Consider the following 22,422-nt stretch of genomic DNA (forward strand, 5'->3'; position numbering starts at 1 on the left):
AAATCAAAAAAAAATTATCACATACTGTAACAATCCCACTTCTGTTATATCTTTAAAATAAAGCTAACCATTAATTTTTGAAACAGATCACATTACATACTGAAGAATTAATCGATGCATGCCGCAAAGGAAATCAAGCTGCGCAACTTGAAATCTATAAACGGTATTACAAGGCCATGTATAATACATCGTTAAGAATTGTAAAGAATACAGCAGAAGCCGAAGATATTATGCAAGAAGCTTTTTTAATTGCTTTTACAAAATTAGAATCGCTTAAGGATAATAAAACTTTTGGAGCTTGGTTAAAACGTATTGTTATTAACTCTAGTTTAACTGCTATACGAAAAAACAATTCTCATCAAGAAATAGCTATAGACTCTATAGCGTATAGTTTAACTAATAATGAAGATATTATTAATAATGACATAAAAGACAAACAAGTATCAAAAATACTAAAAATGATATATGAACTTAAAGATAACTATAGCACTGTTTTATCGCTTTCGTTAATCGAAGGTTATGACTATGAAGAAATCTCTGACATTATGAATATATCGTATTCAAATTGTAGAACTATGATTTCTCGTGCTAAAGAAAGCTTAAGAAAAAAATTACAACTCGTATGAAAAATGAAGATATAGATAACTTATTTGATGTACCCAAAGAATCATTTGACATTTTTGAACCTCAAGAAGATCACGAACTAAGGTTTTTACAAAAGTTATCAAAACATAATTCGGTTGAAGAAGAAACACCTGTAGTATCACTAACTCGTAAAAAAAACAAATGGACAACGCTATTATATATAGCTGCAACAATAGCTATACTAATCGCTGTAATTCCGTCGGGATTATTCAATACTAATTTTGAAGAAGCAGAATTAGCCAGTGTTTCTCCTCAATTACAAGAAACACAAGATTTCTTTACAGTAGCTATTAATCAGCAATTAGAACAGATTAATACTATTAACTCTGAAGAAACTAAAAAAGTAGTTGAAGATGCTTTAGTTCAACTTCAAAAACTAGAAGTTAATTATGCTTCATTAAAAAAAGATTTAATCACTAGTGGTTATGACAAACGTGTTATCAGTGCTATGATAGATAATTTTCAACAACGCACATTACTTTTGGAACACACTCTTGATGCTATGAATAACATAAAAAAATTAAAACTTGATCAAAATGAAAACAATATATTATAAATTATTACTTCTATTATTTATCGCTCCTGCTATACTTACTGCAAATACAGATAAGCTAAAAGGTAAATACACTAAACAGAAATCAATAAATAAAGAATTTACTGTAAATAGTGATGCTTTATTAAAGATCAATAACGATTATGGCAATCTAGATATCAAATCATGGGATCAAAATCGCATTGTTATGGAGATATCGATTAAAGTAAATGGTAATGATGAAGAAAAAGTTATTGATAAACTAAATAACATTGATGTTCGATTTTCTGCATCATCAACAGAGGTAAGTGCTAAAACCATTTTTAATAGAGAAAATCAATCCTGGTGGGATAAGTTAAGAGGTAACAACAACAACATCCACATGGAAATCAATTATGTTGTAAAAATGCCTATAACTAATCATATCGATTTAAATAACGATTATGGAAGTATTACACTAGATAAAATTAAGGGAAATGCAACTATTAACTGCGATTATGGTCAACTCATTTTAGGTGAAATACTGGGGAATCAAAACAACATTAACTTTGATTATACTAAAAACAGTAGTATTGAATATATCACTCAAGGAAATATAACTGCTGATTATTCTGAGTTTTTTATTCGTAAAGCTAATTCTATAAAACTTAATGCTGATTATACAAAATCAAAATTTGATCATATAGAAAATCTAGATTATACTTGTGATTATGGAAGTCTTAAAATCGACCGTGTATCAGCAATTAAAGGACATGGTGATTATTTAAACACAACAATCCAATCTTTGGAAAAAAGTATGGGCATTAATGCTAATTACGGTTCTTTCACAACTTATAATCTTGAGCCTACAATTTCAAATGTAAACTTAAAAACAGATTATGTTCGTATATCACTAGGTTATGATGATGCAGCTTCTTTTGATTTTGATATCAATTCTTCTTATGGAGGAATCACTCTAGGAAATGATCTAGAAATCATCAAAAAAGTAAAAGATAATATAGATAAATATTATCAAGGTTATAAAGGAACTAAATCATCTGGAAATACTATAAAAATTAGAGCCAGTTTTGGTTCGATCAAATTAAAAGAAAACTAAAATCAATTACAAAAACAATATATCATGAAAAATATTTTATCAATAGCACTAGTTTCATTAATGTGTTTAACAGCTCAAGCACAATGGGGTTCTTCTAAAAAAATTAATGGAAACGGAAACGTTACAACAGAAAAACGTTCTACATCAAACTATGATCAAATTTCTTTACGAGGTAATATGGATGTTACTCTTGTAGCTGGTAACGAAGGGGATATTACTATTACTGCAGAAAGTAACTTTATGGAATATCTTATCACCAAAGTAGAAAATGATAAATTAATTCTAAAAGTAAAAAAAGGATATAATCTTAGAACTTCTAGAGGAAAAAAGATTCAAATTACTGTACCATTTAAAGATTTAAATGCTGTAGGAGTTTCTGGATCTGGTGATATCGTAGGTAAAGATGTTATTAAAGCAGATAATTTTAAAACAGCCGTAAGTGGTTCTGGCGATATTGAATTACATATAGAAGCAAATCATGTAAAATCTGCCGTAAGCGGTTCTGGTGATATTCAATTAAAAGGAAAGGCTAATTCTATTAAATGTAGTGTATCTGGATCTGGTGATATTGAAGCTATCGGTTTAAAAACTAAAAAAGCTACTGCTTCAATTGCAGGATCTGGTGATATCGAAGTAACTGCTACAGAAGAAATCAAAGCTACAGTAGCAGGATCTGGAGGAATCAAATATGCTGGTAACCCTCAAAAAGTTGATAAATCTAAAGCAGGATCTGGAAGTATTAGAGCTTATTAAAAATATATCCAATTCATTAAAAAAGTCCGTAATGAAATGATCATTACGGACTTTTTTATTTTATTCTTTAAATACTTTATTAATATGCTACAAGCTCTAATAAAGTATCTTCAAACCTTTGTTTTGGTAAATATTGTTGTTCCAAATTTGTATCAAAAGGAATTGGTGTTTCTAAACTTGCTACACGTTTTACAGGTGCATCAAGGTATTCAAAACAATTTTCCATAATCATTGCAGAAATATCTGAAGCTATTCCTCCAAACATTGAATCTTCTTGTAATATGATTACTTTTCCTGTTTTTTTAACCGCATCAAAAATAGCTGTTTCGTCTAGTGGTTGTAGCGTTCTTAAATCCAATACCGTTGCCGATATCTCTACATGTTTCTCTAACGTTTTTAGTGCCCAATGTATTCCTGCACCATAACTAATAACTGTTACATCTTTACCTTCTTTTAACACAGCTGCTTTTCCTATAGGTAATGTATAATATGAATTAGGCACCTCTTGTCGTATACTTCTATATAAAGCTTTGTGTTCAAAAAATAATACTGGATTAGGATCTTCAATCGCTGCACATAGTAATCCTTTGGCATCATACGGAAATGCTGGATAAATCACTTTAAGTCCTGGCGTTTTTGTAAACCAAGCTTCATTTGTTTGACTATGGAAAGGGCCTGCTCCTACTCCTGCACCACATGGCATTCTAACTACCACATCTGCCTTTTGTTGCCAACGATAATGCGATTTAGCTAATAAATTTACTATGGGATTAAATCCAGAAGATACAAAGTCTGCAAATTGCATCTCTACAACTGCTTTTTTACTATTAATAGCCAATCCCATAGCTGTAGATACAATAATAGATTCGCAAATAGGCGTATTACGAACACGTTCTTTTCCAAAAAGTTCTACAAAACCATCTGTTATTTTAAATACTCCTCCGTACTCAGCTATATCTTGTCCCATAACCACAATACTCTCATCTCGTTCCATAGCTTGTTTTAATCCAAGAGAAATCGCATCAATTAGACGCATTTCTTCTTTAGGTTCAACTGGATTAATGATTTCTTGTACATTAGGTGCATATACATCTGCTAATTCGGTTACTAGGTCAACTTCTACTTTAGGTTCTTGATTAGCTTTCGCCCAATGTGCATCAATTTCACTTTTAACTTCGGTAATCAAATCAGATTCTTCATCAAAAGAAAGAATACGTTCTTCAAATAAAAAACGTCTAAAATTTTCTATTGGATCTTTTTCTTTCCACGCTTCTATTAAGTCTTGAGGTACATATTTAACACCACTAGCTTCTTCATGCCCTCTAACTCTAAATGTTTTAAACTCTATTAAAATAGGTCTTGGGTTCTTACGAATATCTTCTGCCAATGCACTTACTTTATTATATACATCAAGTACATTATTTCCATCAATAATATGAGATTCTATTCCGTAACCTTCTCCTCTATCAGCTATATGTTCACAATTATATTGTTCATTTGTAGGTGTTGATAATCCATAACCATTATTTTCTACACAAAACAAAACTGGTAAATTCCAAACAGATGCTACATTTAATGCCTCATGAAAATCTCCTTCACTTGTTCCACCTTCTCCTGTAAAAACTGCTGTTGCCTTACCATTTTGCTTTAAAATATTAGCAAGAGCAATTCCGTTTGCCACACCCAATTGTGGACCTAAATGAGATATCATTCCCACAATATTATATTCTTGTGTACCAAAATGGAAAGAACGATCTCTACCTTTTGTAAAACCATTTGCTTTACCTTGCCATTGACTAAACAATCTATATAAAGGAATACCTCTAGTAGTGAATACGCCTAAATTGCGATGCATAGGCAATATATATTCTTCTGCACTAAGTGCCATAGTTACTCCTACAGCAATTGCTTCTTGCCCCATACCACTAAACCATTTAGAAATTTTACCTTGCCGTAACAGCACCAGCATTTTTTCTTCTATTAACCTAGACGTTAACATCGCCCTGTAAAGCGCTTTAAGTTCTACGTCAGAATTTATGTCTTTATTGAATATTATAGGTGTTGTGCTATCAATGAGATTTTGCATAAGAATCATTTATTTCTAGTAAATGTAATTATTTTTAGTCAAAAACCACATCTACAAAGGAGTTTACAAAAAAAGTTAGGCTAAATTTTAAAATTGTTAATTACTAATGTTAATTACTTTGTTGATAACAATATTATTTATTTAAATTTGCTATCAATATAAAGCTTATACAATGAACAATATACCAAGCGTTAATTTGGCAGATTTTTTATCTGAAGATCCAGCGAGAAAGCAAAAATTTGTCAACGAGATAGGAAGAGCATATGAAGAAATAGGATTTGTTTCTTTAAAGAATCATTTCTTGGATGATGAATTAATGGATAACTTATATAGTGAAGTTAAACAATTCTTTGATTTACCTGTTGATGTTAAACAACAATATGAAATTGATGGTCTAGGTGGACAACGTGGATATATCTCTTTTGGTAAAGAGCACGCAAAAGGAAAAAAAGAAGGAGATTTAAAAGAGTTCTGGCATTTTGGACAAGAGCCTGCAGAAGATGCTAATCTTATAGAAGAATATCCTCCTAATGTTACTGTTAATGAACTAGCAAACTTTAATGCTACTGGAATGAGAGCATATAGAATGCTTGAAAAAACAGGAATCTATGTTTTAAGAGCATTAGCAATTTACATAGGATTAGACGAGTATTATTTTGACTATTGGGCTAGTAACGGTAATAGTATTTTACGTCCTATCCACTACCCACCTATCACAGAGGAGCCAAAAGGAGCTGTACGTGCAGGTGCTCATGGAGATATTAACCTTATCACTTTATTAATGGGAGCTTCTACTGGAGGTTTACAAGTACAACGCAAAGATGGTGAGTGGATTGATGCTAAACCAGAAGAAGGTGATTTAGTTATCAATGTTGGTGATATGCTTGAACGTCATACCAATAACAAATTAAGATCTACAATTCACCGTGTTGTAAATCCACCAAAAGAAAGCTGGAGTGAACCTAGATATTCTATTCCATTCTTTATGCACCCTCGTAGTGAAATGAAATTAAACTGCCTAGAAGAGTGTATTACAGATGAAAATCCTAAACAGTATGATGATATTACTGCTGGACAATTCTTGCACCAACGTCTTGTAGAAATTGGTTTAATTAAAGAATAATTAGTTCTTTTGTTCTGAATGTTAATAGACCCTAAATGGATTTACAAGATCAACTAAAGAATTTATTCCCTGATCATGAGTTTTCTCAAGAAGAGGAAATACAAGAAGAACAAGGATTATGGATGCAGGACGATCCTCTTATTTGTAAATATGAAAAACGCAAAGGTAAACCTATTACTATTATAGAAGGTTATACTGGAGCCGATTCAGATTTTAAACAACTAGCCAAAGAGCTTAAACAAAAATTAAGTGTTGGTGGTAGTTTTAAAAATGATAGCATTATCATTCAAGGAGATTATCGTAATCAGATTATGGACATTCTAAAAGAGAAAGGATTTAAGGTAAAACGCGTAGGTGGTTAATCTTAAATTCAACACAATACAAAAAGGCATTTGAGTGATTCAAATGCCTTTTTTCTTACCTCTATCATTTTATTTTTTTAATATTTTTTTACTCTTAATTTCAAAAAAATCAGTTTTTGTCCTTAATTATGAGTAATCATTATACAAATGTTAGTAAACTCTTACATAATACACTTTGTGAATAGTATAGATATCGTATTTTTGCTTCCTCGCTTATTTTTAAAGTAAAGGAAATAGGAATTATGTAAAAGCGAGTATCATACCCCTATTATTTATTAATTGATTAAAGAAACTCATATGCCGATAGCTGCTTCAGAATTGATATTAAATGCAGATGGTAGTATATATCATCTACAATTAAAACCAGAACATCTTGCTGATACTGTAATTACAGTAGGTGATCCTGATCGTGTATCTCAAATTACTAAGCATTTTGACGAAATAGAATTTAGTATACATAAAAGAGAATTTCATACACAAACAGGTACTTATAAAGGAAAACGTATTACTGTAATTTCTACTGGGATAGGTACAGATAACATTGATATCGTATTTAATGAACTTGATGCTTTAGTAAATATTGATTTAGAAAAAAGAGAAGTTAAAAAAGAGCATACTGCTTTAAATATTATACGAATTGGTACTTCTGGATCTATCCAAGCTAGTATTCCTATCAATAGTTTTGTCGTAAGTGATCTAGCTGCTGGTTTTGATAGTTTAATGCATTTCTATCAAAGTTTACATGTGCAAGAAGATGCAATTATAGATGCCTTAGTTGATCATCTTGATTGGGATACTAATAAATCTAGACCATATGTAGTAAAAGCAGATGAGCATTTGAGTAATCATATGCAAAGTGATAAAACTTTTAAAGGTTTTACTGTAACTAATGTAGGTTTTTATGGACCACAAGGACGTGTATTAAGATTACCTGTTCAAGATGCTAACCTTAATGATAAAATGGCTTCATTTAATTTTGATGGTCAAGCTATTACAAATTTAGAAATGGAAACTGCTGGAATTTACGGAATGGCTAAGTTACTTGGTCACAGGGCTGTTTCTATGAATGCTATCTTAGCGAATAGAGCTAAAGGAGAATTTAGTAATGATCCTGCTAAGCTTGTAGAAGATCTAATTACTTATTCTTTAGAAAAGATTGTTAGCCTATAAATAGGTATAAAATAAAAACTCTAGAGTGTCGAGAATCAAATCACTCTAGAGTTTCTTAAAAAACCAAAACATCAAATTAATCACGTGTCTCCAATCTAATCATGAAGTATATTCAAACAAAATTTTCTTTTCTATCTTAAAATATTATCATTAAAGTACCTAATAAACCAATAGTTACCAGTGCGATATCAATAATAGATACTTTTGTATCTTCTTTTTTTAATTGAGCAACCTTAACTTCTACTCTTTCTCTTTTAAATGGTAATCTATTTTTCATAATTATTATGGCTTTAATTGTTTAGTAAAATTATATCATTCACTTCTTTAGTTTAGTTTTTGCTTGATCAAAAAAGAATCAATAAACGACTAACTACACAAATGGTCGATTAAAAACACATTAACTTACGCTTTAAACGTAATTAATTAATTCAATAACAATAGAATAGCACATTTATGTGAATTAGCACTTGTACTATTAAACAATATCTAATCAATACGTTTTATTTACATTATTAGGAATAAACTATTATCATTAAAAAATTGAACTCTAAAAATGATCGATTTATGGGCAAAAAAAGCTTATTCATTGATTGGTAAATTTTAATTGTTCTATAATCTTTAATTTAGTCTATTCAAACTATAGATTTTTTTAACTTGTTATCATTCTTAAAAAATAAAAACTTATATATTCATCTTTTAGGTTGGTTAGTTTTTATTGCACTTATAGGACTATTGTTTTTTTTACAAAATGGTCATATCCCTACAACTATATTATTAAAAATAGGGTTTGGTGTTTCTTTATTTTACATCAATTATTATCTATTGATTCCCTCTTTATTATTCAAAAGAAAGTTCATTTTATATTTTGTTAGTATACTCTCCATAATTGCCTTAACTACATTATTTTATACTTATACAAAAACATACTTTTTTCATACTTTTCATTATGAGTCTTCTCATCATGTTCACTATAAGCATCATACCTCTTCAAAATTTATGTTATCTACATTTATTTATATGATTCTTATACTCATAGGTATAGCTGTAAAAGTTTTAAATTATTGGAATAAAGACGAAAAAAGAAAACTCAAAATTTCTTCGAATAGAACACAATCAGAACTTCAAAATTTAAAAAATCAAATCAACCCTCATTTTCTTTTTAATTCATTAAATAGTATATATGCACTTACTCTAAAAAAATCTGATAAATCACCAGATGCTGTAATGATGCTATCAGATCTAATGCGTTATATGTTATATGAAACAGATATTGAATATGTTTCACTTGAAAAAGAAATAGCTTATATCAAAAATTATATAGCATTACAAAAACTACAAATTGCTAATAGTGATACTATACAATTAACTATAAATGGGAACCCCCATAATCAAAGAATAAGTCCTCTAATACTTATTTCATTTATTGAAAATGCTTTTAAATTTGGAACAGATTTTTCTGGAAAAACAAAAATTGACATAGACATCACCATAAAACAAGAAGAGTTGCACTTTTCTTGCAAAAATATAATAGGTAATACTTCAGAAGCTTCTAATAAAGAATATGGAGGAATTGGTATAAAAAATACTAAAGAACGATTAAAATTATCATATCCAGATAAGCATTGGTTAACTATTGATAAAGATAATCACACTTATTTTGTTACATTACTATTAAAACTAACTTGATATCATATCATGAATTGTGCTATTATAGATGATATACCTCTCGCTATCGAAATTATCGAATCATATCTTGAAAAAGTTGATGGAGCAACTATTGTTTCAAAATGTACTAACCCTATTGATGCGCTTAAAATACTAAACAATAATACTATTGATTTAGTATTTCTAGATATACAGATGCCAAATCTTACAGGAATTGATTTGGTTAAAACATTAGACAACCCTCCTTTATTTATCATTACTACTGCATATCCACAATATGCACTTGAAGGATTTGAGCTTAATGCGGTAGACTATTTAGTAAAACCTATCCCCTTTAACCGTTTTTTAAAAGCTTTTAATAGAGCCCAAGAATTATATAATTTAAAGCAAAAAGGAGATTGTTCTTCCATAGAAACAAACATACATAGTAAGTATATTTTTGTAAAGTCAGAATATGAAAATATAAAAATCAAAATAGCGAATATTACTTATATAGAAGGTTTAGGTGAATATATTAAAATTCATTCTTCTGATACAGAAAAGCCTATTTTAACTTTAATGAATTTCAAAAGTATTTTACAAAAATTATCTAATAACTTTTTTTTGAGAGTACATCGCTCCTATATTGTTAATGTCGAACATATTGACTTTTTACAAAAGAATAAAATTGTAATAGCAAATAAGCAAATCCCTATAGGAGATACGTATAAGAAAGAATTAATAAAAAACTTAGGAATATAAAATATTGATAGGTATTAATCTCAAGTTTATTGATACATTTTCACCATCTATTTAATAGATTTCTATAAACTACAGTTTGCTATTATCTTTATTTAAAATTTATATCAAAAAGAATGAGAATTTTAATTTTAGTCTTAAGCTTTTTCTTCGTTTTACAATTAGAAGCTCAACATGGACAACATGATAGAAAAAATCTAACACAGCGAAAACAAACTCCACAAAGAGAAGTAACTATCACTGGGATTGTACTTGAAAATATATCATCTCAACCATTAGAATACGCTACAGTAGCTTTTACTAATAAAGCGCAACAAAAAATTGTTACTGGTGGAATCACAAATGAAAAAGGAGCTTTTGCTATTAATGTACCCGCTGGTATTTATGATGTTTCTGTAGAATTTATAGGTTTCAAAACTATCACATTACCCAACAGAGTGTTACAAGAAGACACAGATCTTAACATCATAAAATTAGAAGAAGATTCTGAAGCTTTGGGAGAAGTTCAAATTATAGCAGAGAAAACTACGGTGGAGATTAAACTTGATAAAAAAATATATAATGTAGGTAAAGATTTAACAGTAAGCGGTGGTTCTGTTAGTGATGTTCTAGATAATGTTCCTTCGGTTTCTGTTGATGTTGAAGGAAATGTCGCCCTTAGAGGAAATGAAAATGTTCGTATTCTTATCAACGGAAAACCTTCTGGATTAGTAGGTTTAAATTCAACAGATGCGTTGAGACAACTTCCTGCTGAATCTATAGAAAGAGTTGAAGTTATTACCTCTCCATCTGCACGTTATGATGCAGAAGGTACTGCTGGTATCTTAAATATTATTTTAAGAAGAAGTAAGATTCAAGGGTTAAATGGTGCAATTACTGCTAATTTAGGTGAGCCTACTGCAGCTGGTCTATCAGGAAATGTAAACTACAGAACAGGAGATGTCAATATTTTTACTACACTAGCTTATCGATATAATGAAGCTCCTGGAAATGCTTATAACTTTAATCGCTATTTCAATATTGATGATACTGTTGATTTACCTGATACTTTTCTAGAAGAAACTAGAATTTTTGATAGAGAACGTAAAAATTTCACTATTAACCCTGGTATAGAATGGTACATTAACAATTCAACTTCTATAACCTTATCTACAGTATATAGAAATAGTGATGCCGATCGTAATACTAATAACACTATCGTTCAACTTGATGAATTAATGAATGTAACTTCAGAAAGTATACGATTTACTCCTCTTGCAGAAGAAGATATTACTTCTCAATATGCTTTAAATTTTAATAAAAACTTCAATGATTCAGGTCATACGCTTTCTATCGATTTACAATACGAAGATAATACTGAAATAGAAGATTCTAATATCACTGTTAATGGTGAAACTAGCGAAATCACATTACAGGATCAAACTAATGAAGAAATTTTATTACAAGCAGATTATGTGCTTCCTATAGGTGAAAATAGTCGTTTTGAAGCTGGATATAGGGGTGTTTTTTCTGACCAGGTTACTGATTTTATGGTTTCTATTTTTAACACGACTACACAACAATTTGAACTAGATACTAATGTTTCTAACGTATTAAACTTCACTCAAAATGTAAATGCTGGATATACTCAATTTGGTAGTAAATTTGACAAGTTTTCTTTTCTATTAGGACTACGTTTAGAAAATACCGAAATTATTATCGATCAACCTACTAGTGGTGATTATGACCGTACAAATTATTTAGGTTTATTTCCTACCGTTAATTTAAACTACGAAATAAGCAGTAACGAAAATATTACTCTAGGTTATGCTAGACGATTACAACGTCCAAGACATTGGTTTTTGAATCCTTTTCCATCTAGATCGAGTCTAACTAGTGTTTTTCAAGGTAATCCAGCATTAGCCCCGAGCTATTCTGGTACTTATGATTTAGGATACCTAAAGAAATTCGGAAAATTCACATTAAATAGTTCTATTTATTATCAACATACTACAGATGTTTTTAATATTATCAATTTTGATACTGGTGACACCGTACTTATCGATGGACAAGAAGTAGCTGTTATACAAAGAACACCTGTTAATCTAGCTGTCAATGATCGTTATGGTTTTGAGTTTACTTTAAATTATTCTCCTTCAAGAAAATGGCGAATCAACACAAATTTCAACTTTTTTAAATCAGTAATTGATGGAGATTTTAATGGTGTATCTTATGATGCAGATAATACCACTTGGTCTGCTCGTTTAAACAATAAATATACACTACCATGGGCTATAGATTGGCAAACTACATTACGCTATAATGGACCGAGTGAAAATGCTCAAATAAAAAACGAAGGTGTTTTTTCTACTAATATGGCCTTTAGTAAAGATTTATTTAAAGAAAAGGCTTCGATTGCTTTTAACATCAGTGATTTATTTAACAGTCGTAAACGAAAATCAGTAACCACTACTGATACATTTATTGGTAATAATGAATTTCAATGGAGAGAACGCAGTTTTAATTTCTCTTTCACTTATAGATTTAATCAAAAGAAAAAACAATCACGAAGAAGGGATTATCAAGGTGACGATGGCGGTGGTGATTTCTAATATCATACTATAACCTCCATTTTTTAAGAGTAAAGAGAAACTTATTAGAATAATACTAATAAGTTTCTCTTTATTTATATACAGTTCTTATCTATTTTATAAATACTCCTATATTTGTTATAAAGCAACTAGTTAATTTTATTACCAACTAAAAAAGTATCATTTGAAAACTATAAGAATAGGCGGCGTTCCAGAACATTTTAATCTCCCTTGGCATCTTACTATAGAAGAAGGTGCATATGAAGCTCAAAATATTGATTTACAATGGACAGATTTTCCAGGTGGTACAGGTGCGATGTGTGAAGCTTTACGCAACAATACTATCGATATAGCGATTATACTTACAGAAGGAATTATAAAAGATATTATTGCTGGTAATCCTTCAAAAATTGTACAAACGTATATTCAATCTCCATTAATATGGGGAATTCATGTTGCTCATAATTCGTCTTATCAAACCCTATCAGATATTCAACATACAAAAGCTGCTATAAGTCGTTATGGATCTGGGTCACATCTAATGGCCTATGTAAATGCCAAAAATCAAAGGTGGAATACAGATCAACTTCAATTCGAAGTCATCAAAAATCTTGACGGTGCAGTAACGGGACTTACAGAAGGAGCAGCAGATTATTTTATGTGGGAACACTTTACCACAAAACCATTAGTAGATAATCAAACGTTTAGAAGACTTGGCGACTGCCCTACTCCATGGCCATGTTTTGTTGTAGCTGTAAGAGAAGATGTTCTAGCTCAAGACGCAGCTATTATCCAACAAATTCTTGACATCGTTAATACGACTAGTGTAGATTTTAAACACATTCCTAGTATAGATCATACACTTGCTCATCGCTATGATCAACAATTAGAAGATATACAAGAATGGTTATCACTTACGCAATGGAGTCAACAACAAATCGATCACACTACTTTACAAAGCATACAAGATCAATTATATGAACTTGATATTATTAAAGAAAAAGTAGCTCTATCCCAACTTTTACATAGTTTTTAAATAATTAGATCCTTGTTGAAATACATACTAATACTCTTCTTAGGATTAAGTACTATTCTAGGTAATGCACAGCGATCATCAAAAAGACAAGCAAAAAGTTTTGCTTTAGCTTATGTCAAAACTTATTTTGAAAAAGATTGCACTTCTAATTATACCTATCTAGATGATGAACTTATTGATTTACGTAACGGAAAGTTTTTAAAAACAAGAACACTACAAAAAGAAATCTGTAAGGATATAAAAAAGGCAGTTCGCATTGATACTAATTTTGAAACGTATTTAAAATCATACCAGATTCGTATTTTAAACCCAAAACAATACTTAAGAACAATAACAAAGCTCCCAAAAGGAATAACTTTTACAAAACACGATTATTTCTTTTGGGGTTCAATACCTAAAAAGCATCTTAAACAATCTTTTATCTGGGAAGAAGCATTTTTCTTTATGGTTAGAAAAACATCTAACGGTTGGAAAGTAAAAGCTTTTTTATAAAATACTTCTTTACCATTTAATAGGCGCTGCTCCTATTTCTTTAAGATAAGTATTTGTTTTACTAAAATGCTGATTACCGAACCAATACCCTCTATTAGCACTTAATGGAGATGGATGCCCACTTGTTAATACTAGATGTTTTTGAGTATCTATTTTTGCTCCTTTTTTCTTTGCATAACCTCCCCATAATAAGAAAACAACATTCTGTTTTTGTTCAGAAATTACTTTGATTACTTGATCTGTAAATTGTTCCCAACCTTGCTTTTGATGTGATCCTGCTTGATGTGCTCTTACAGTAAGTGTAGCATTCAATAATAATACGCCTTGTTTTGCCCAACGCTCAAGATTTCCGCTTGACGGGAATTCTTGTTGTAAATCCGTTTCTATTTCTTTAAATATATTTATTAACGATGGTGGCATTGCTATTCCGTCATTAACAGAAAAACACAATCCATTAGCTTGACCTACTCCATGATAAGGATCTTGTCCTATTATAACCACTTTTACATCATCAAAACTACAATGATCAAATGCTGCAAACACCTGTGAACCTTTAGGATAGCATTGATGTGTAGTATATTCTGATTTCACAAAATCTGTTAATATTTTAAAATACGGTTTTTCAAACTCGGTATTTAATTGTGCTTTCCAACTAGGATCTATTTGTACATTCATCAATTATAAGCTAAAAAATTCAACAAGTTGTTTATTTTTGTTTCGCAATATATTATATGCTATTCATCAAAACCCAAAAATAGGGTAAAAATTACTTATGATTAGAATTTCTGAAAAAACACTTATCGATCTTGAATTCGGAACTGTATTAGAACAAATAGAAGCCTTATGTGTTACTGATTATGGTAAACAAAAAGCGCTAAAAATTGTTCCTGAACCAACCAAAGAACGAGTTTTATTTGCTTTAAAACAGGTAAATGAATATAAATCCTCGCGTCTTCAAGATAGTTCTATTCCAGCACATGGATATGATGCTATTGATAAAGAAATACAGCTTTTGGGAATAGAAAATAGTTTTTTGGAAGCTATTAATCTTAAAAAGATATCTAGTATTAGTAGAACAACTAATCATCTATTAGCATTTTTTCATAAGTTTCAGGAATTATATCCTGTGCTACATGAAACCTCAACTGTAGTTCCTTTTACTAGAGAAATTCTTACGTTAATCGATGCTGTAATTGATCGTTTTGGCGAAGTAAAAGATAATGCTTCACCTACTTTACAAAATTTACGTAGAGCTATTAATCGTGTTCAAGGACAACTTAATGGTAGTTTTGGTAAAGATCTTTCAAGATATCTAAGTTTTGGTTATCTCGACGAAATTAAAGAAAGTGTTGTTGAAAATCGCCGCGTATTAGCTGTAAAAGCTATGCATCGCCGTAAGGTAAAAGGTGCTATCATGGGGAGTTCAAAAACAGGAAGTATCATTTATATTGAACCAGAAGCAACCTTACAATACAGTAGAGAATTAGCTACCCTGGAGTTTGAAGAACGCGAAGAAGTTATTCGCATTTTAAAAGAACTCACAGATCGATTACGCCCTTTTGTTAATCTTTTACAACAGTATCAAGAGTATCTTAGTGATATGGATGTTATTGCTGCAAAAACACAGCATGGTGAGCAGCTTAATGGTATTATGCCCACAATCACAGAGAAACGTGAGTTAAATTTAAAAGATGCATATCACCCACTATTGTATTTATCTAATACAGCTAAAGGCGAAAAGACATATCCACAAAGCATTACTTTAAATCAAGAGAATCGCATCATTGTGATTTCTGGACCTAATGCAGGTGGAAAAAGTATTACTTTAAAAACTATTGGTCTTTTACAGGTCATGTTACAAAGTGGTATGTTGATTCCGGTACATGAATATAGTCGCGTTTGTCTTTTTGATCGTGTGCTGTCTGATATTGGTGATAATCAATCTATAGAAAATCATTTAAGCACATATAGTTACCGATTAAAAAACATGAATCAATTTTTGAAAAAATGTAATGATCGTACATTATTCTTAATTGATGAATTTGGTACGGGTAGTGATCCAGAGTTAGGTGGTGCTTTAGCTGAAGCTTTCTTAGAAGTGTTTTATGAGCGTGAATCTTTTGGGATTATTACAACTCACTATGCAAATCTTAAAATGCTTGCCAATGAACTGCCTAATATCTCAAATGCCAATATGATGTTTGATAGTCGTACGCTTGAACCATTATTTAAATTACATCTAGGAGAAGCTGGTAGTTCTTTTACTTTTGAAGTTGCTCAAAAAAATGGGATTCCGTATGGGCTAATTAATAAAGCTAAAAAGAAAGTTGCTCGAGGTAAAATACGATTTGATAAGAGTATTGCTGATCTACAAAAAGAGCGTTCAAAATTACAAAAGACCACTACTGCTTTAAAGTCTAAGGAACAGAGAGCTGAAAGTGAAAAAGAGCGCTTAGAAAAAATTAATGAACGTATCCAACATAAACTCGAAAATTATCAAGAGCTATACGATAGTAATCAACGTTTAATTTACCTGGGTAATAAGGTAAATGATATGAGTGAACGCTATTTTAATAACAAGAAGAAGAAAGAACTTATAGGTGATTTCTTAAAAATGGTTGAAATAGAAAACTCAAAAAGGAAGAAACAAACAGCTAAGCAACGTAAAATAGAAAAAGCTAAAGAAGAACGTATCAAAAAAGAAGTAGAGAAAAAGGTTGAAGTTATACGAGAAAAGAAGAAAGAAGAGAAAAAGAAGGAAGAAATTATCGAAAAGCAAAAACCTAAAGTAGTACTTAAAATAGGTGATCGTGTACGTATGCTTGATGGTAAATCTATTGGTACTATAGATACCATAGAAAAAGGCAAAGCTACTGTTAACTACGGAATTTTTACCACTAATGTTAGTGTAGATCAATTAGAGTTGGTTCAACGTAAAAAATAATTTTACAGCTTTAATGCTAATTTTGATAGTACTCCATCCCTATTGGTTTTGAGTTGTTCTCGTATAAAAAACGTATATTTATATGGGAAACAACTAAAAAACAACAACATATGGATACAAACAAACCAAGTATGGGATATTGGCTATTATCCACAGTAGCATTATTATGGAATCTTATGGGGGTACTTGCTTACTTATCTCAAGCCTTTATGACTGAGGATATGAAAGCTGCTTTAACTCCTGAACAAATTGCCTTGATAGAAAGTACTCCTTCATGGTTAATGGGAATTTATGCCGTAGCGACTTTTGGAGGATTATTAGGTGCTATTTGTTTATTATTGCGAAAAAAATGGGCTATACCAGCTTTTTTAATTTCGTTAATAGCTGTTGTAATACAAATGGGATACTCTTTTGCCATGACTGATGCTAGTGAGATCTATGGAATGTTTCAAGGAGTCATCATGCCAATACTTGTTATTGTAATAGCATTTTTCTTATATGGATGGAGCAAAAAGAAAGATGCTCAAGGTATATTAACTTAACCAATAAATTAACTACATAACCAACCTGACTCCCCTAGGTATTTTCTATAAAATATTTGGGGGAGTCTATTTTTGGTTATACAATTTTATTATCTAGAATAGTTATATTCATCGATCAACTCAAAAAAATCATTTTTTAAATTTTCATCAGTATTCCTTAAGTTGAATAAAACACCTCTCCAATCCAAATTATTATACATTATGTTGTATTTAAAACTTCCAATACCAGTATTCTGCTCTATCCTAAAGCCTAGCCCAGCATTATTCGGGTTATAATCTTTATAATTTATAGTATTGTGATGCATAATTACATTTGAGTTATTATGTATTTTGTTTGAGTATGAATTGTGAAGTTTATTATTATTGATAGTTAGATCTGTAATACTATTCAAGTCTAACCCTCTGTTACAGCCATTCTCACTAGATTTAAATACATTATTAATGATATTAAAATTCTCTAAAATCAGAGGTGTGTTGTCATAATTATAAACCCAGCTACCTTCATTATTAAAATAATTATCCTTTATTATCCAATTAGAAAATCCACTTTCTCCTGTGTTACCGCCAACTTTGGCAAAGAATACACCTGTACTATAATTATTTCTATAGGTACTTCGTCCATTTAACGCTATAGTTTTAATAGTATTACCTATAATACGAACTCGATCAACAATATTTCCAGAATTTATAACTCGTGAATATATACCATTTTCAATATCTTCAATAATGTTATTTTGAATCAATAAATTATGCATTTTAAAATCAAATCTCACTCCTATTGAGCCTCTTTTATCATCTAATGCACTTATCTTATTATTTAAAATTGTAACATCTTTGGCAGTAAAAAGCTTAACTCCTGTACTAGTTACAATTGTATTTTGTCCATTATCTATTCTACCATGTAGTTTTATTGTATTATTTATTATAGATAAACCTTCTATTTCATCATTATCATTTTCTGAATAAACTCCATGTCTAACTCTTTCTAGATAATTATCCTTAATCGTGATATTAGATATATCAAAATCATGATTAACCTCATTTCCTATATCAATTCCAGATCCACCATATATTTTACAATTTTGAATAATCGAGTTTTTAACTGTAAAATTTATAGTACTACCAAATGGTATCCTGTTTATATCATTAGGATCATCATTGTCTATCTCATCAATAATAGAATTTTGAAGTGTTACATTTGTACAGTACCAAAAATGTATTGGAGTCCATATATAGTCATTATACGAATGAAATCTATCTACTATAATGTCTTCTGAATCGTTAAATCTAATTCCTTCTATTCTTGAATCATAAAAACGTAAATTCTCTACATAAATATTTTTACTTTTCTCTATAGTCATAGCTTCATATTCTCCTTCTAAATCATTATAGTTACTTGAGAAATTATAAATATCAACGTCTTTAATTTTTAGATCTGTAACATTATCAAATCGTATTAAATTAGCTATATAATCTGAAGTAGTATCTTTTAAGCCATAAGAATGTAATCGTCCTGTGCTATTACTCCAATTACCATTAAACTTAATTCCTGTAATTGTTATGTTTTCATTGGTAGCATCTTTATTTTTTAGGATTGTAGTAGGATAAAAAGTTGATCTTAAATCATATGTTCCTTGAGCATTTATTACTTCTAAATCTTCTATATTTCTATGAGATAATAGAATAGTTTCACAATTACCTATCAATTTTATATTACTTGGTAATTCTATTGTATAGTGTATATCATATACTCCAGCCATAAAATAAATATTACCTATAGGAGACCCTATTGTACTTGCTATAGCATTATTTATTGCAATAGAATCATCCATATTGTCATTAACTGTAGCACCAAACCACTCTAGCGAAACCATTTGGCTATTTATTCTTATATTATGTATAGGTGATGTTCCTATATCAAAAATTTGATAATTCCCTGCTTTTATTTCGCTATTTATTGTTAATTGAACTCCGTTATTTACAATGAGTTTACTCCCCTTATAAAAATTAAGTACAATTCCCTCAGGAACAATAAAATCACCTGTGATACTCACATCTCCCTTAATTGTTATTGTCCCTTCATTTCCTAAATGAGTAATCGCATCTCCCAGAACATTATTATTCAAGTTAGATTGTTTACTTATATCTCCTTGAATACCTCCATTAATTATGTATTCTGATGTAGTTTGTCCATTTGTAATAATCGAAATGAACATCATAAAAATTAATAACTTTTTCTTCATTTTAAATTTATTTTAATTGTTGAATGTGTTATTTATTCACCTATAATAAAGAAGTTTTTTTCTATAGATGAATCATACATGCCAAAAGTATGCATTTATAAATATACCTGTATATCTTTTTCAACTAAATCAATTGAACATCCTATAAAATAAAAGTAAACCAACCTTCGTTGTCTAAAATCATTTTGATATTTTTAAACATGAAAAAATTATTGAAAATTCTAGGTTTTTTTATTGGTGGATTTTTTGCTATCATCTTATTAACCTTTATCACGCTATATCTTTCTTTAAATACCAAATTACCTCAAGGTATATCCGGTAATGAAGCAGATGCATTTGCTACCCGTATGCTTGAAGCGTTAGATTATGATAAATACAAGAACACGCGTTACTTATCTTGGTCATTTGCTAGTCATCACTATGTATGGGATCGTAACATTGAAATTGTAACGGTATCTTGGGACGATTATAAAGTTGTTCTTAATCTTAAAAACAGTATAGCTAGTGAGGTTTCAAAAAATAATAAGTCTATAGATATTAATAAAAAAATGGTCATCCAAAAAGCACTGGATTATTTTAATAATGACTCATTTTGGTTAATTGCTCCATATAAAATCTTTGACACTGGTGTTCAACGTTCTTTAGTTACTTTAGAAAATAGTGAAGAAGCATTACTAGTACAGTATACAAAAGGAGGTTCTACTCCTGGTGATGCTTATTTATGGAAAGTTGACAAAAATTATCGCCCTAAAAGTTATAAAATGTGGGTCTCAATTCTCCCTATCAAAGGATTAGAAGCTACATGGAGTAAATGGACAACTACTCAATCAGGCGCTGTATTAAGTCAAGAACATAAAATATTAGGTTTTGGTTTACCTATCTCTAATATTAAAGCATGGAATTAATCCTAGGTTATTTCCATTTCTTTAAGAAAAACTAACTATTTAAAATATATAAGGCATAATAAACTGAAACATTAGAATAAGTAGGACAACAGCTATTATATTAAGGAAAATTCCCACTTTTGCCATTTCTGATACTTTTACATATCCACTAGCAAATACAATAGCATTAGGTGGTGTTGCCATAGGTAGCATAAAAGCACAACTCGAAGCGATTGTCACAGGTATTAATAGATGTAATATAGGTATGTTCAATCCTATAGCTATTCCTGCTACAACAGGAACAAAAATAGAGACTAATGCTACATTACTCATCAATTCTGTCATAAATAACATGATGGTAATTAATATTGCTGCTATTATAAAAATGCTTAGAGCTTGATTATTTGCAATAGTATTAGCTATTACTTCAATTAATCCTACATGAGATAATCCTTTGGCCAAAGCCAAACCTCCTCCAAAAAGTATTAATATACCCCAAGGTAATTTCTGAGTATCTTCCCAATCTAGTGGAAAATCTCTTTTCTTAAAACTCATAGGAACTGCAAACAAAGCTAATGCTCCTAGTACACTAATTCCTGTATCTGATAATTGTATCATTGGAAATATTGCTTTGAGCGTTGTTCTACTCATCCAAAGCGCTATAGTTATCCCGAAAATCCACAATACTCGCTTTTCGGTTGATTTCAATTTACCCAATTTGACCAATTCCGTAGTAATCACATCTTGTGATTCCATAAAATCATCAAGGTTATTAGGATAAATCCACTTAACAATTACCCAATATACTATAGCTAACATTACAACTGCAAAAGGCACTCCTAATATCATCCAGTTTAAGAAAGAAATCTCGATTTGATATTCATTTTCAAGAAACCCTATTAAAACAGAATTTGGTGGCGTACCTATTATTGTTGCCACACCTCCTATATTAGCTGAAAAAGCAATACCTAACATAATACTTAATGCAAAATTACGATCTCCTTTTGTAAATCCATCTTCATCATTTATCAATAATTTTATTACGGATAATGCTATAGGTAACATCACTACTGTACTTGCTGTATTACTAATCCACATACTCATAAAGGCTGTAGCAATCATAAATCCTAAAATCACCCGATTAGGACTTGTTCCTGTATATTTTATAATCGTGAGTGCTATACGTTTATGTAATGATACTTTTTCTAGTGCTAATGCCATTACAAAACCTCCAAAGAATAAAAATATAATAGGACTTCCGTAGTATTGTGTTACATCTTTTATCGGTAGTATATTAAATAACGGAAACAAAATAATTGGTAATAATGCTGTTACTGATATTGAAACCGCTTCTGTAATCCACCAAATAATCATCCATAAAGCTACTGCTATTACATCATCTGCTTGTGGGGAAATAAGTGTAAAAGGAAGAAATGTTACTAAACTAAAAATTACTGGCCCTAACAGTAATCCTATTTTCTTTGATGGAAATTGTGCTTTCAATCGTATACAAGTATTGATTAAGAAGTCAAGATACTAGA

The 22,422-nt window shown here is 30.2% G+C and carries 20 protein-coding genes; 15 read left to right on the forward strand and 5 right to left on the reverse strand.

Going from position 1 to position 22,422, the window contains the following annotated elements; genetic code table 11:
• The first annotated feature begins 77 nt into the window (after positions 1-77).
• The 4 genes from ACYEKI_RS01160 to ACYEKI_RS01175 are packed head-to-tail and all read left to right on the forward strand — an operon-like array spanning position 78 to position 3,026.
• Complete coding sequence (locus ACYEKI_RS01160; protein WP_459209313.1) at positions 78-626, forward strand: RNA polymerase sigma factor; 549 nt, start codon at positions 78-80, stop codon at positions 624-626.
• Positions 623-1,201 carry a hypothetical protein gene (locus ACYEKI_RS01165; RefSeq protein WP_459209314.1) on the forward strand — a complete coding sequence of 193 codons (579 nt, stop codon included), beginning with the start codon at positions 623-625 and terminating at the stop codon, positions 1,199-1,201. Before ACYEKI_RS01160 ends, ACYEKI_RS01165 begins: the two co-directional genes overlap by 4 nt.
• On the forward strand, positions 1,182-2,273 hold the full coding sequence (locus tag ACYEKI_RS01170; protein WP_459209315.1) for a DUF4097 family beta strand repeat-containing protein: 1,092 nt from the start codon (positions 1,182-1,184) through the stop codon (positions 2,271-2,273). Before ACYEKI_RS01165 ends, ACYEKI_RS01170 begins: the two co-directional genes overlap by 20 nt.
• A 24-nt stretch (positions 2,274-2,297) precedes the next feature.
• Positions 2,298-3,026, forward strand: a complete 729-nt coding sequence (locus tag ACYEKI_RS01175) for a head GIN domain-containing protein (RefSeq protein WP_459209316.1) — start codon at positions 2,298-2,300, stop codon at positions 3,024-3,026.
• A gap of 79 nt (positions 3,027-3,105) precedes the next feature.
• Here the strand turns inward: ACYEKI_RS01175 and ACYEKI_RS01180 are convergent, their stop codons facing one another.
• Complete coding sequence (locus ACYEKI_RS01180; RefSeq protein WP_459209317.1) at positions 3,106-5,112, reverse strand: alpha-ketoacid dehydrogenase subunit alpha/beta; 2,007 nt, start codon at positions 5,110-5,112, stop codon at positions 3,106-3,108.
• A 172-nt stretch (positions 5,113-5,284) separates the two neighbouring features.
• On the opposite strand from ACYEKI_RS01180, the gene ACYEKI_RS01185 reads away from it, so the two are divergent.
• From ACYEKI_RS01185 to ACYEKI_RS01195, 3 genes are all read left to right on the forward strand, one after another.
• Positions 5,285-6,235 carry an isopenicillin N synthase family dioxygenase gene (locus ACYEKI_RS01185; RefSeq protein WP_459209318.1) on the forward strand — a complete coding sequence of 317 codons (951 nt, stop codon included), beginning with the start codon at positions 5,285-5,287 and terminating at the stop codon, positions 6,233-6,235.
• 35 nt (positions 6,236-6,270) lie between these two features.
• Positions 6,271-6,597 (forward strand): translation initiation factor, encoded by a 327-nt coding sequence (locus ACYEKI_RS01190; RefSeq protein WP_459209319.1) that lies wholly within the window; start codon positions 6,271-6,273, stop codon positions 6,595-6,597.
• Positions 6,598-6,894: 297 nt separating this feature from the next.
• Positions 6,895-7,767: a nucleoside phosphorylase gene (locus ACYEKI_RS01195; RefSeq protein WP_459209320.1), complete on the forward strand. Its 873-nt coding sequence runs from the start codon at positions 6,895-6,897 to the stop codon at positions 7,765-7,767.
• Between the two features lie 136 nt (positions 7,768-7,903).
• Here ACYEKI_RS01195 and ACYEKI_RS01200 read toward each other — a convergent pair whose 3' ends face one another.
• On the reverse strand, positions 7,904-8,044 hold the full coding sequence (locus tag ACYEKI_RS01200; RefSeq protein WP_459209321.1) for a hypothetical protein: 141 nt from the start codon (positions 8,042-8,044) through the stop codon (positions 7,904-7,906).
• Positions 8,045-8,784: 740 nt separating this feature from the next.
• On the opposite strand from ACYEKI_RS01200, the gene ACYEKI_RS01205 reads away from it, so the two are divergent.
• The 5 genes from ACYEKI_RS01205 to ACYEKI_RS01225 all read left to right on the forward strand — a co-directional run bounded on the left by ACYEKI_RS01205 (position 8,785) and on the right by ACYEKI_RS01225 (position 14,268).
• Complete coding sequence (locus ACYEKI_RS01205) at positions 8,785-9,453, forward strand: sensor histidine kinase (RefSeq protein ID WP_459209322.1); 669 nt, start codon at positions 8,785-8,787, stop codon at positions 9,451-9,453.
• Positions 9,454-9,462: 9 nt separating this feature from the next.
• On the forward strand, positions 9,463-10,173 hold the full coding sequence (locus tag ACYEKI_RS01210; RefSeq protein ID WP_459209323.1) for a LytR/AlgR family response regulator transcription factor: 711 nt from the start codon (positions 9,463-9,465) through the stop codon (positions 10,171-10,173).
• Positions 10,174-10,286: 113 nt separating this feature from the next.
• Complete coding sequence (locus ACYEKI_RS01215) at positions 10,287-12,761, forward strand: TonB-dependent receptor (RefSeq protein ID WP_459209324.1); 2,475 nt, start codon at positions 10,287-10,289, stop codon at positions 12,759-12,761.
• Positions 12,762-12,924: 163 nt separating this feature from the next.
• The gene (locus tag ACYEKI_RS01220) at positions 12,925-13,776 is read left to right on the forward strand and encodes a substrate-binding domain-containing protein (protein ID WP_459209325.1); all 852 of its coding nucleotides are present in this window, start codon (positions 12,925-12,927) and stop codon (positions 13,774-13,776) included.
• Between the two features lie 15 nt (positions 13,777-13,791).
• Positions 13,792-14,268: a hypothetical protein gene (locus tag ACYEKI_RS01225; protein WP_459209326.1), complete on the forward strand. Its 477-nt coding sequence runs from the start codon at positions 13,792-13,794 to the stop codon at positions 14,266-14,268.
• 9 nt (positions 14,269-14,277) lie between these two features.
• On the opposite strand, the gene ACYEKI_RS01230 is transcribed toward ACYEKI_RS01225, so the two are convergent.
• On the reverse strand, positions 14,278-14,943 hold the full coding sequence (locus ACYEKI_RS01230; protein ID WP_459209327.1) for a uracil-DNA glycosylase: 666 nt from the start codon (positions 14,941-14,943) through the stop codon (positions 14,278-14,280).
• 97 nt (positions 14,944-15,040) lie between these two features.
• Between ACYEKI_RS01230 and ACYEKI_RS01235 the strand changes: the two genes are divergently transcribed.
• Together ACYEKI_RS01235 and ACYEKI_RS01240 are read left to right on the forward strand one after the other, a co-directional pair.
• Positions 15,041-17,212, forward strand: coding sequence for an endonuclease MutS2 (locus tag ACYEKI_RS01235; protein ID WP_459209328.1), 2,172 nt, complete (start codon positions 15,041-15,043; stop codon positions 17,210-17,212).
• Between the two features lie 110 nt (positions 17,213-17,322).
• Positions 17,323-17,754 carry a hypothetical protein gene (locus ACYEKI_RS01240; protein ID WP_459209329.1) on the forward strand — a complete coding sequence of 144 codons (432 nt, stop codon included), beginning with the start codon at positions 17,323-17,325 and terminating at the stop codon, positions 17,752-17,754.
• An 89-nt stretch (positions 17,755-17,843) separates the two neighbouring features.
• Here the strand turns inward: ACYEKI_RS01240 and ACYEKI_RS01245 are convergent, their stop codons facing one another.
• On the reverse strand, positions 17,844-19,997 hold the full coding sequence (locus tag ACYEKI_RS01245; protein WP_459209330.1) for a glycoside hydrolase family protein: 2,154 nt from the start codon (positions 19,995-19,997) through the stop codon (positions 17,844-17,846).
• A 200-nt stretch (positions 19,998-20,197) separates the two neighbouring features.
• On the opposite strand from ACYEKI_RS01245, the gene ACYEKI_RS01250 reads away from it, so the two are divergent.
• A complete protein-coding gene (locus tag ACYEKI_RS01250) occupies positions 20,198-20,902 on the forward strand; it encodes a hypothetical protein (protein ID WP_459209331.1) in 705 nt (234 codons plus the stop codon).
• A 39-nt stretch (positions 20,903-20,941) separates the two neighbouring features.
• Here the strand turns inward: ACYEKI_RS01250 and ACYEKI_RS01255 are convergent, their stop codons facing one another.
• Positions 20,942-22,384 (reverse strand): SLC13 family permease, encoded by a 1,443-nt coding sequence (locus ACYEKI_RS01255; protein WP_459209332.1) that lies wholly within the window; start codon positions 22,382-22,384, stop codon positions 20,942-20,944.
• Positions 22,385-22,422 lie beyond the last annotated feature (38 nt).

The organism is Aquimarina rhabdastrellae (genome assembly GCA_947387485.1).
Taxonomy (GTDB): domain Bacteria; phylum Bacteroidota; class Bacteroidia; order Flavobacteriales; family Flavobacteriaceae; genus Aquimarina.

Bases quoted from the DNA above. Each gene is read 5' to 3' on its own strand.
- ACYEKI_RS01165 (WP_459209314.1), top strand. From the start codon at position 623: ATGAAAAATGAAGATATAGATAACTTATTTGATGTACCCAAAGAATCA.
- ACYEKI_RS01170 (WP_459209315.1), top strand. From the start codon at position 1,182: ATGAAAACAATATATTATAAATTATTACTTCTATTATTTATCGCTCCT.
- ACYEKI_RS01175 (WP_459209316.1), top strand. From the start codon at position 2,298: ATGAAAAATATTTTATCAATAGCACTAGTTTCATTAATGTGTTTAACA.
- ACYEKI_RS01180 (WP_459209317.1), bottom strand. From the start codon at position 5,112: ATGCAAAATCTCATTGATAGCACAACACCTATAATATTCAATAAAGAC.
- ACYEKI_RS01185 (WP_459209318.1), top strand. From the start codon at position 5,285: ATGAACAATATACCAAGCGTTAATTTGGCAGATTTTTTATCTGAAGAT.
- ACYEKI_RS01190 (WP_459209319.1), top strand. From the start codon at position 6,271: ATGGATTTACAAGATCAACTAAAGAATTTATTCCCTGATCATGAGTTT.
- ACYEKI_RS01195 (WP_459209320.1), top strand. From the start codon at position 6,895: ATGCCGATAGCTGCTTCAGAATTGATATTAAATGCAGATGGTAGTATA.
- ACYEKI_RS01200 (WP_459209321.1), bottom strand. From the start codon at position 8,044: ATGAAAAATAGATTACCATTTAAAAGAGAAAGAGTAGAAGTTAAGGTT.
- ACYEKI_RS01205 (WP_459209322.1), top strand. From the start codon at position 8,785: ATGATTCTTATACTCATAGGTATAGCTGTAAAAGTTTTAAATTATTGG.
- ACYEKI_RS01210 (WP_459209323.1), top strand. From the start codon at position 9,463: ATGAATTGTGCTATTATAGATGATATACCTCTCGCTATCGAAATTATC.
- ACYEKI_RS01215 (WP_459209324.1), top strand. From the start codon at position 10,287: ATGAGAATTTTAATTTTAGTCTTAAGCTTTTTCTTCGTTTTACAATTA.
- ACYEKI_RS01230 (WP_459209327.1), bottom strand. From the start codon at position 14,943: ATGAATGTACAAATAGATCCTAGTTGGAAAGCACAATTAAATACCGAG.
- ACYEKI_RS01235 (WP_459209328.1), top strand. From the start codon at position 15,041: ATGATTAGAATTTCTGAAAAAACACTTATCGATCTTGAATTCGGAACT.
- ACYEKI_RS01240 (WP_459209329.1), top strand. From the start codon at position 17,323: ATGGATACAAACAAACCAAGTATGGGATATTGGCTATTATCCACAGTA.
- ACYEKI_RS01245 (WP_459209330.1), bottom strand. From the start codon at position 19,997: ATGAAGAAAAAGTTATTAATTTTTATGATGTTCATTTCGATTATTACA.
- ACYEKI_RS01250 (WP_459209331.1), top strand. From the start codon at position 20,198: ATGAAAAAATTATTGAAAATTCTAGGTTTTTTTATTGGTGGATTTTTT.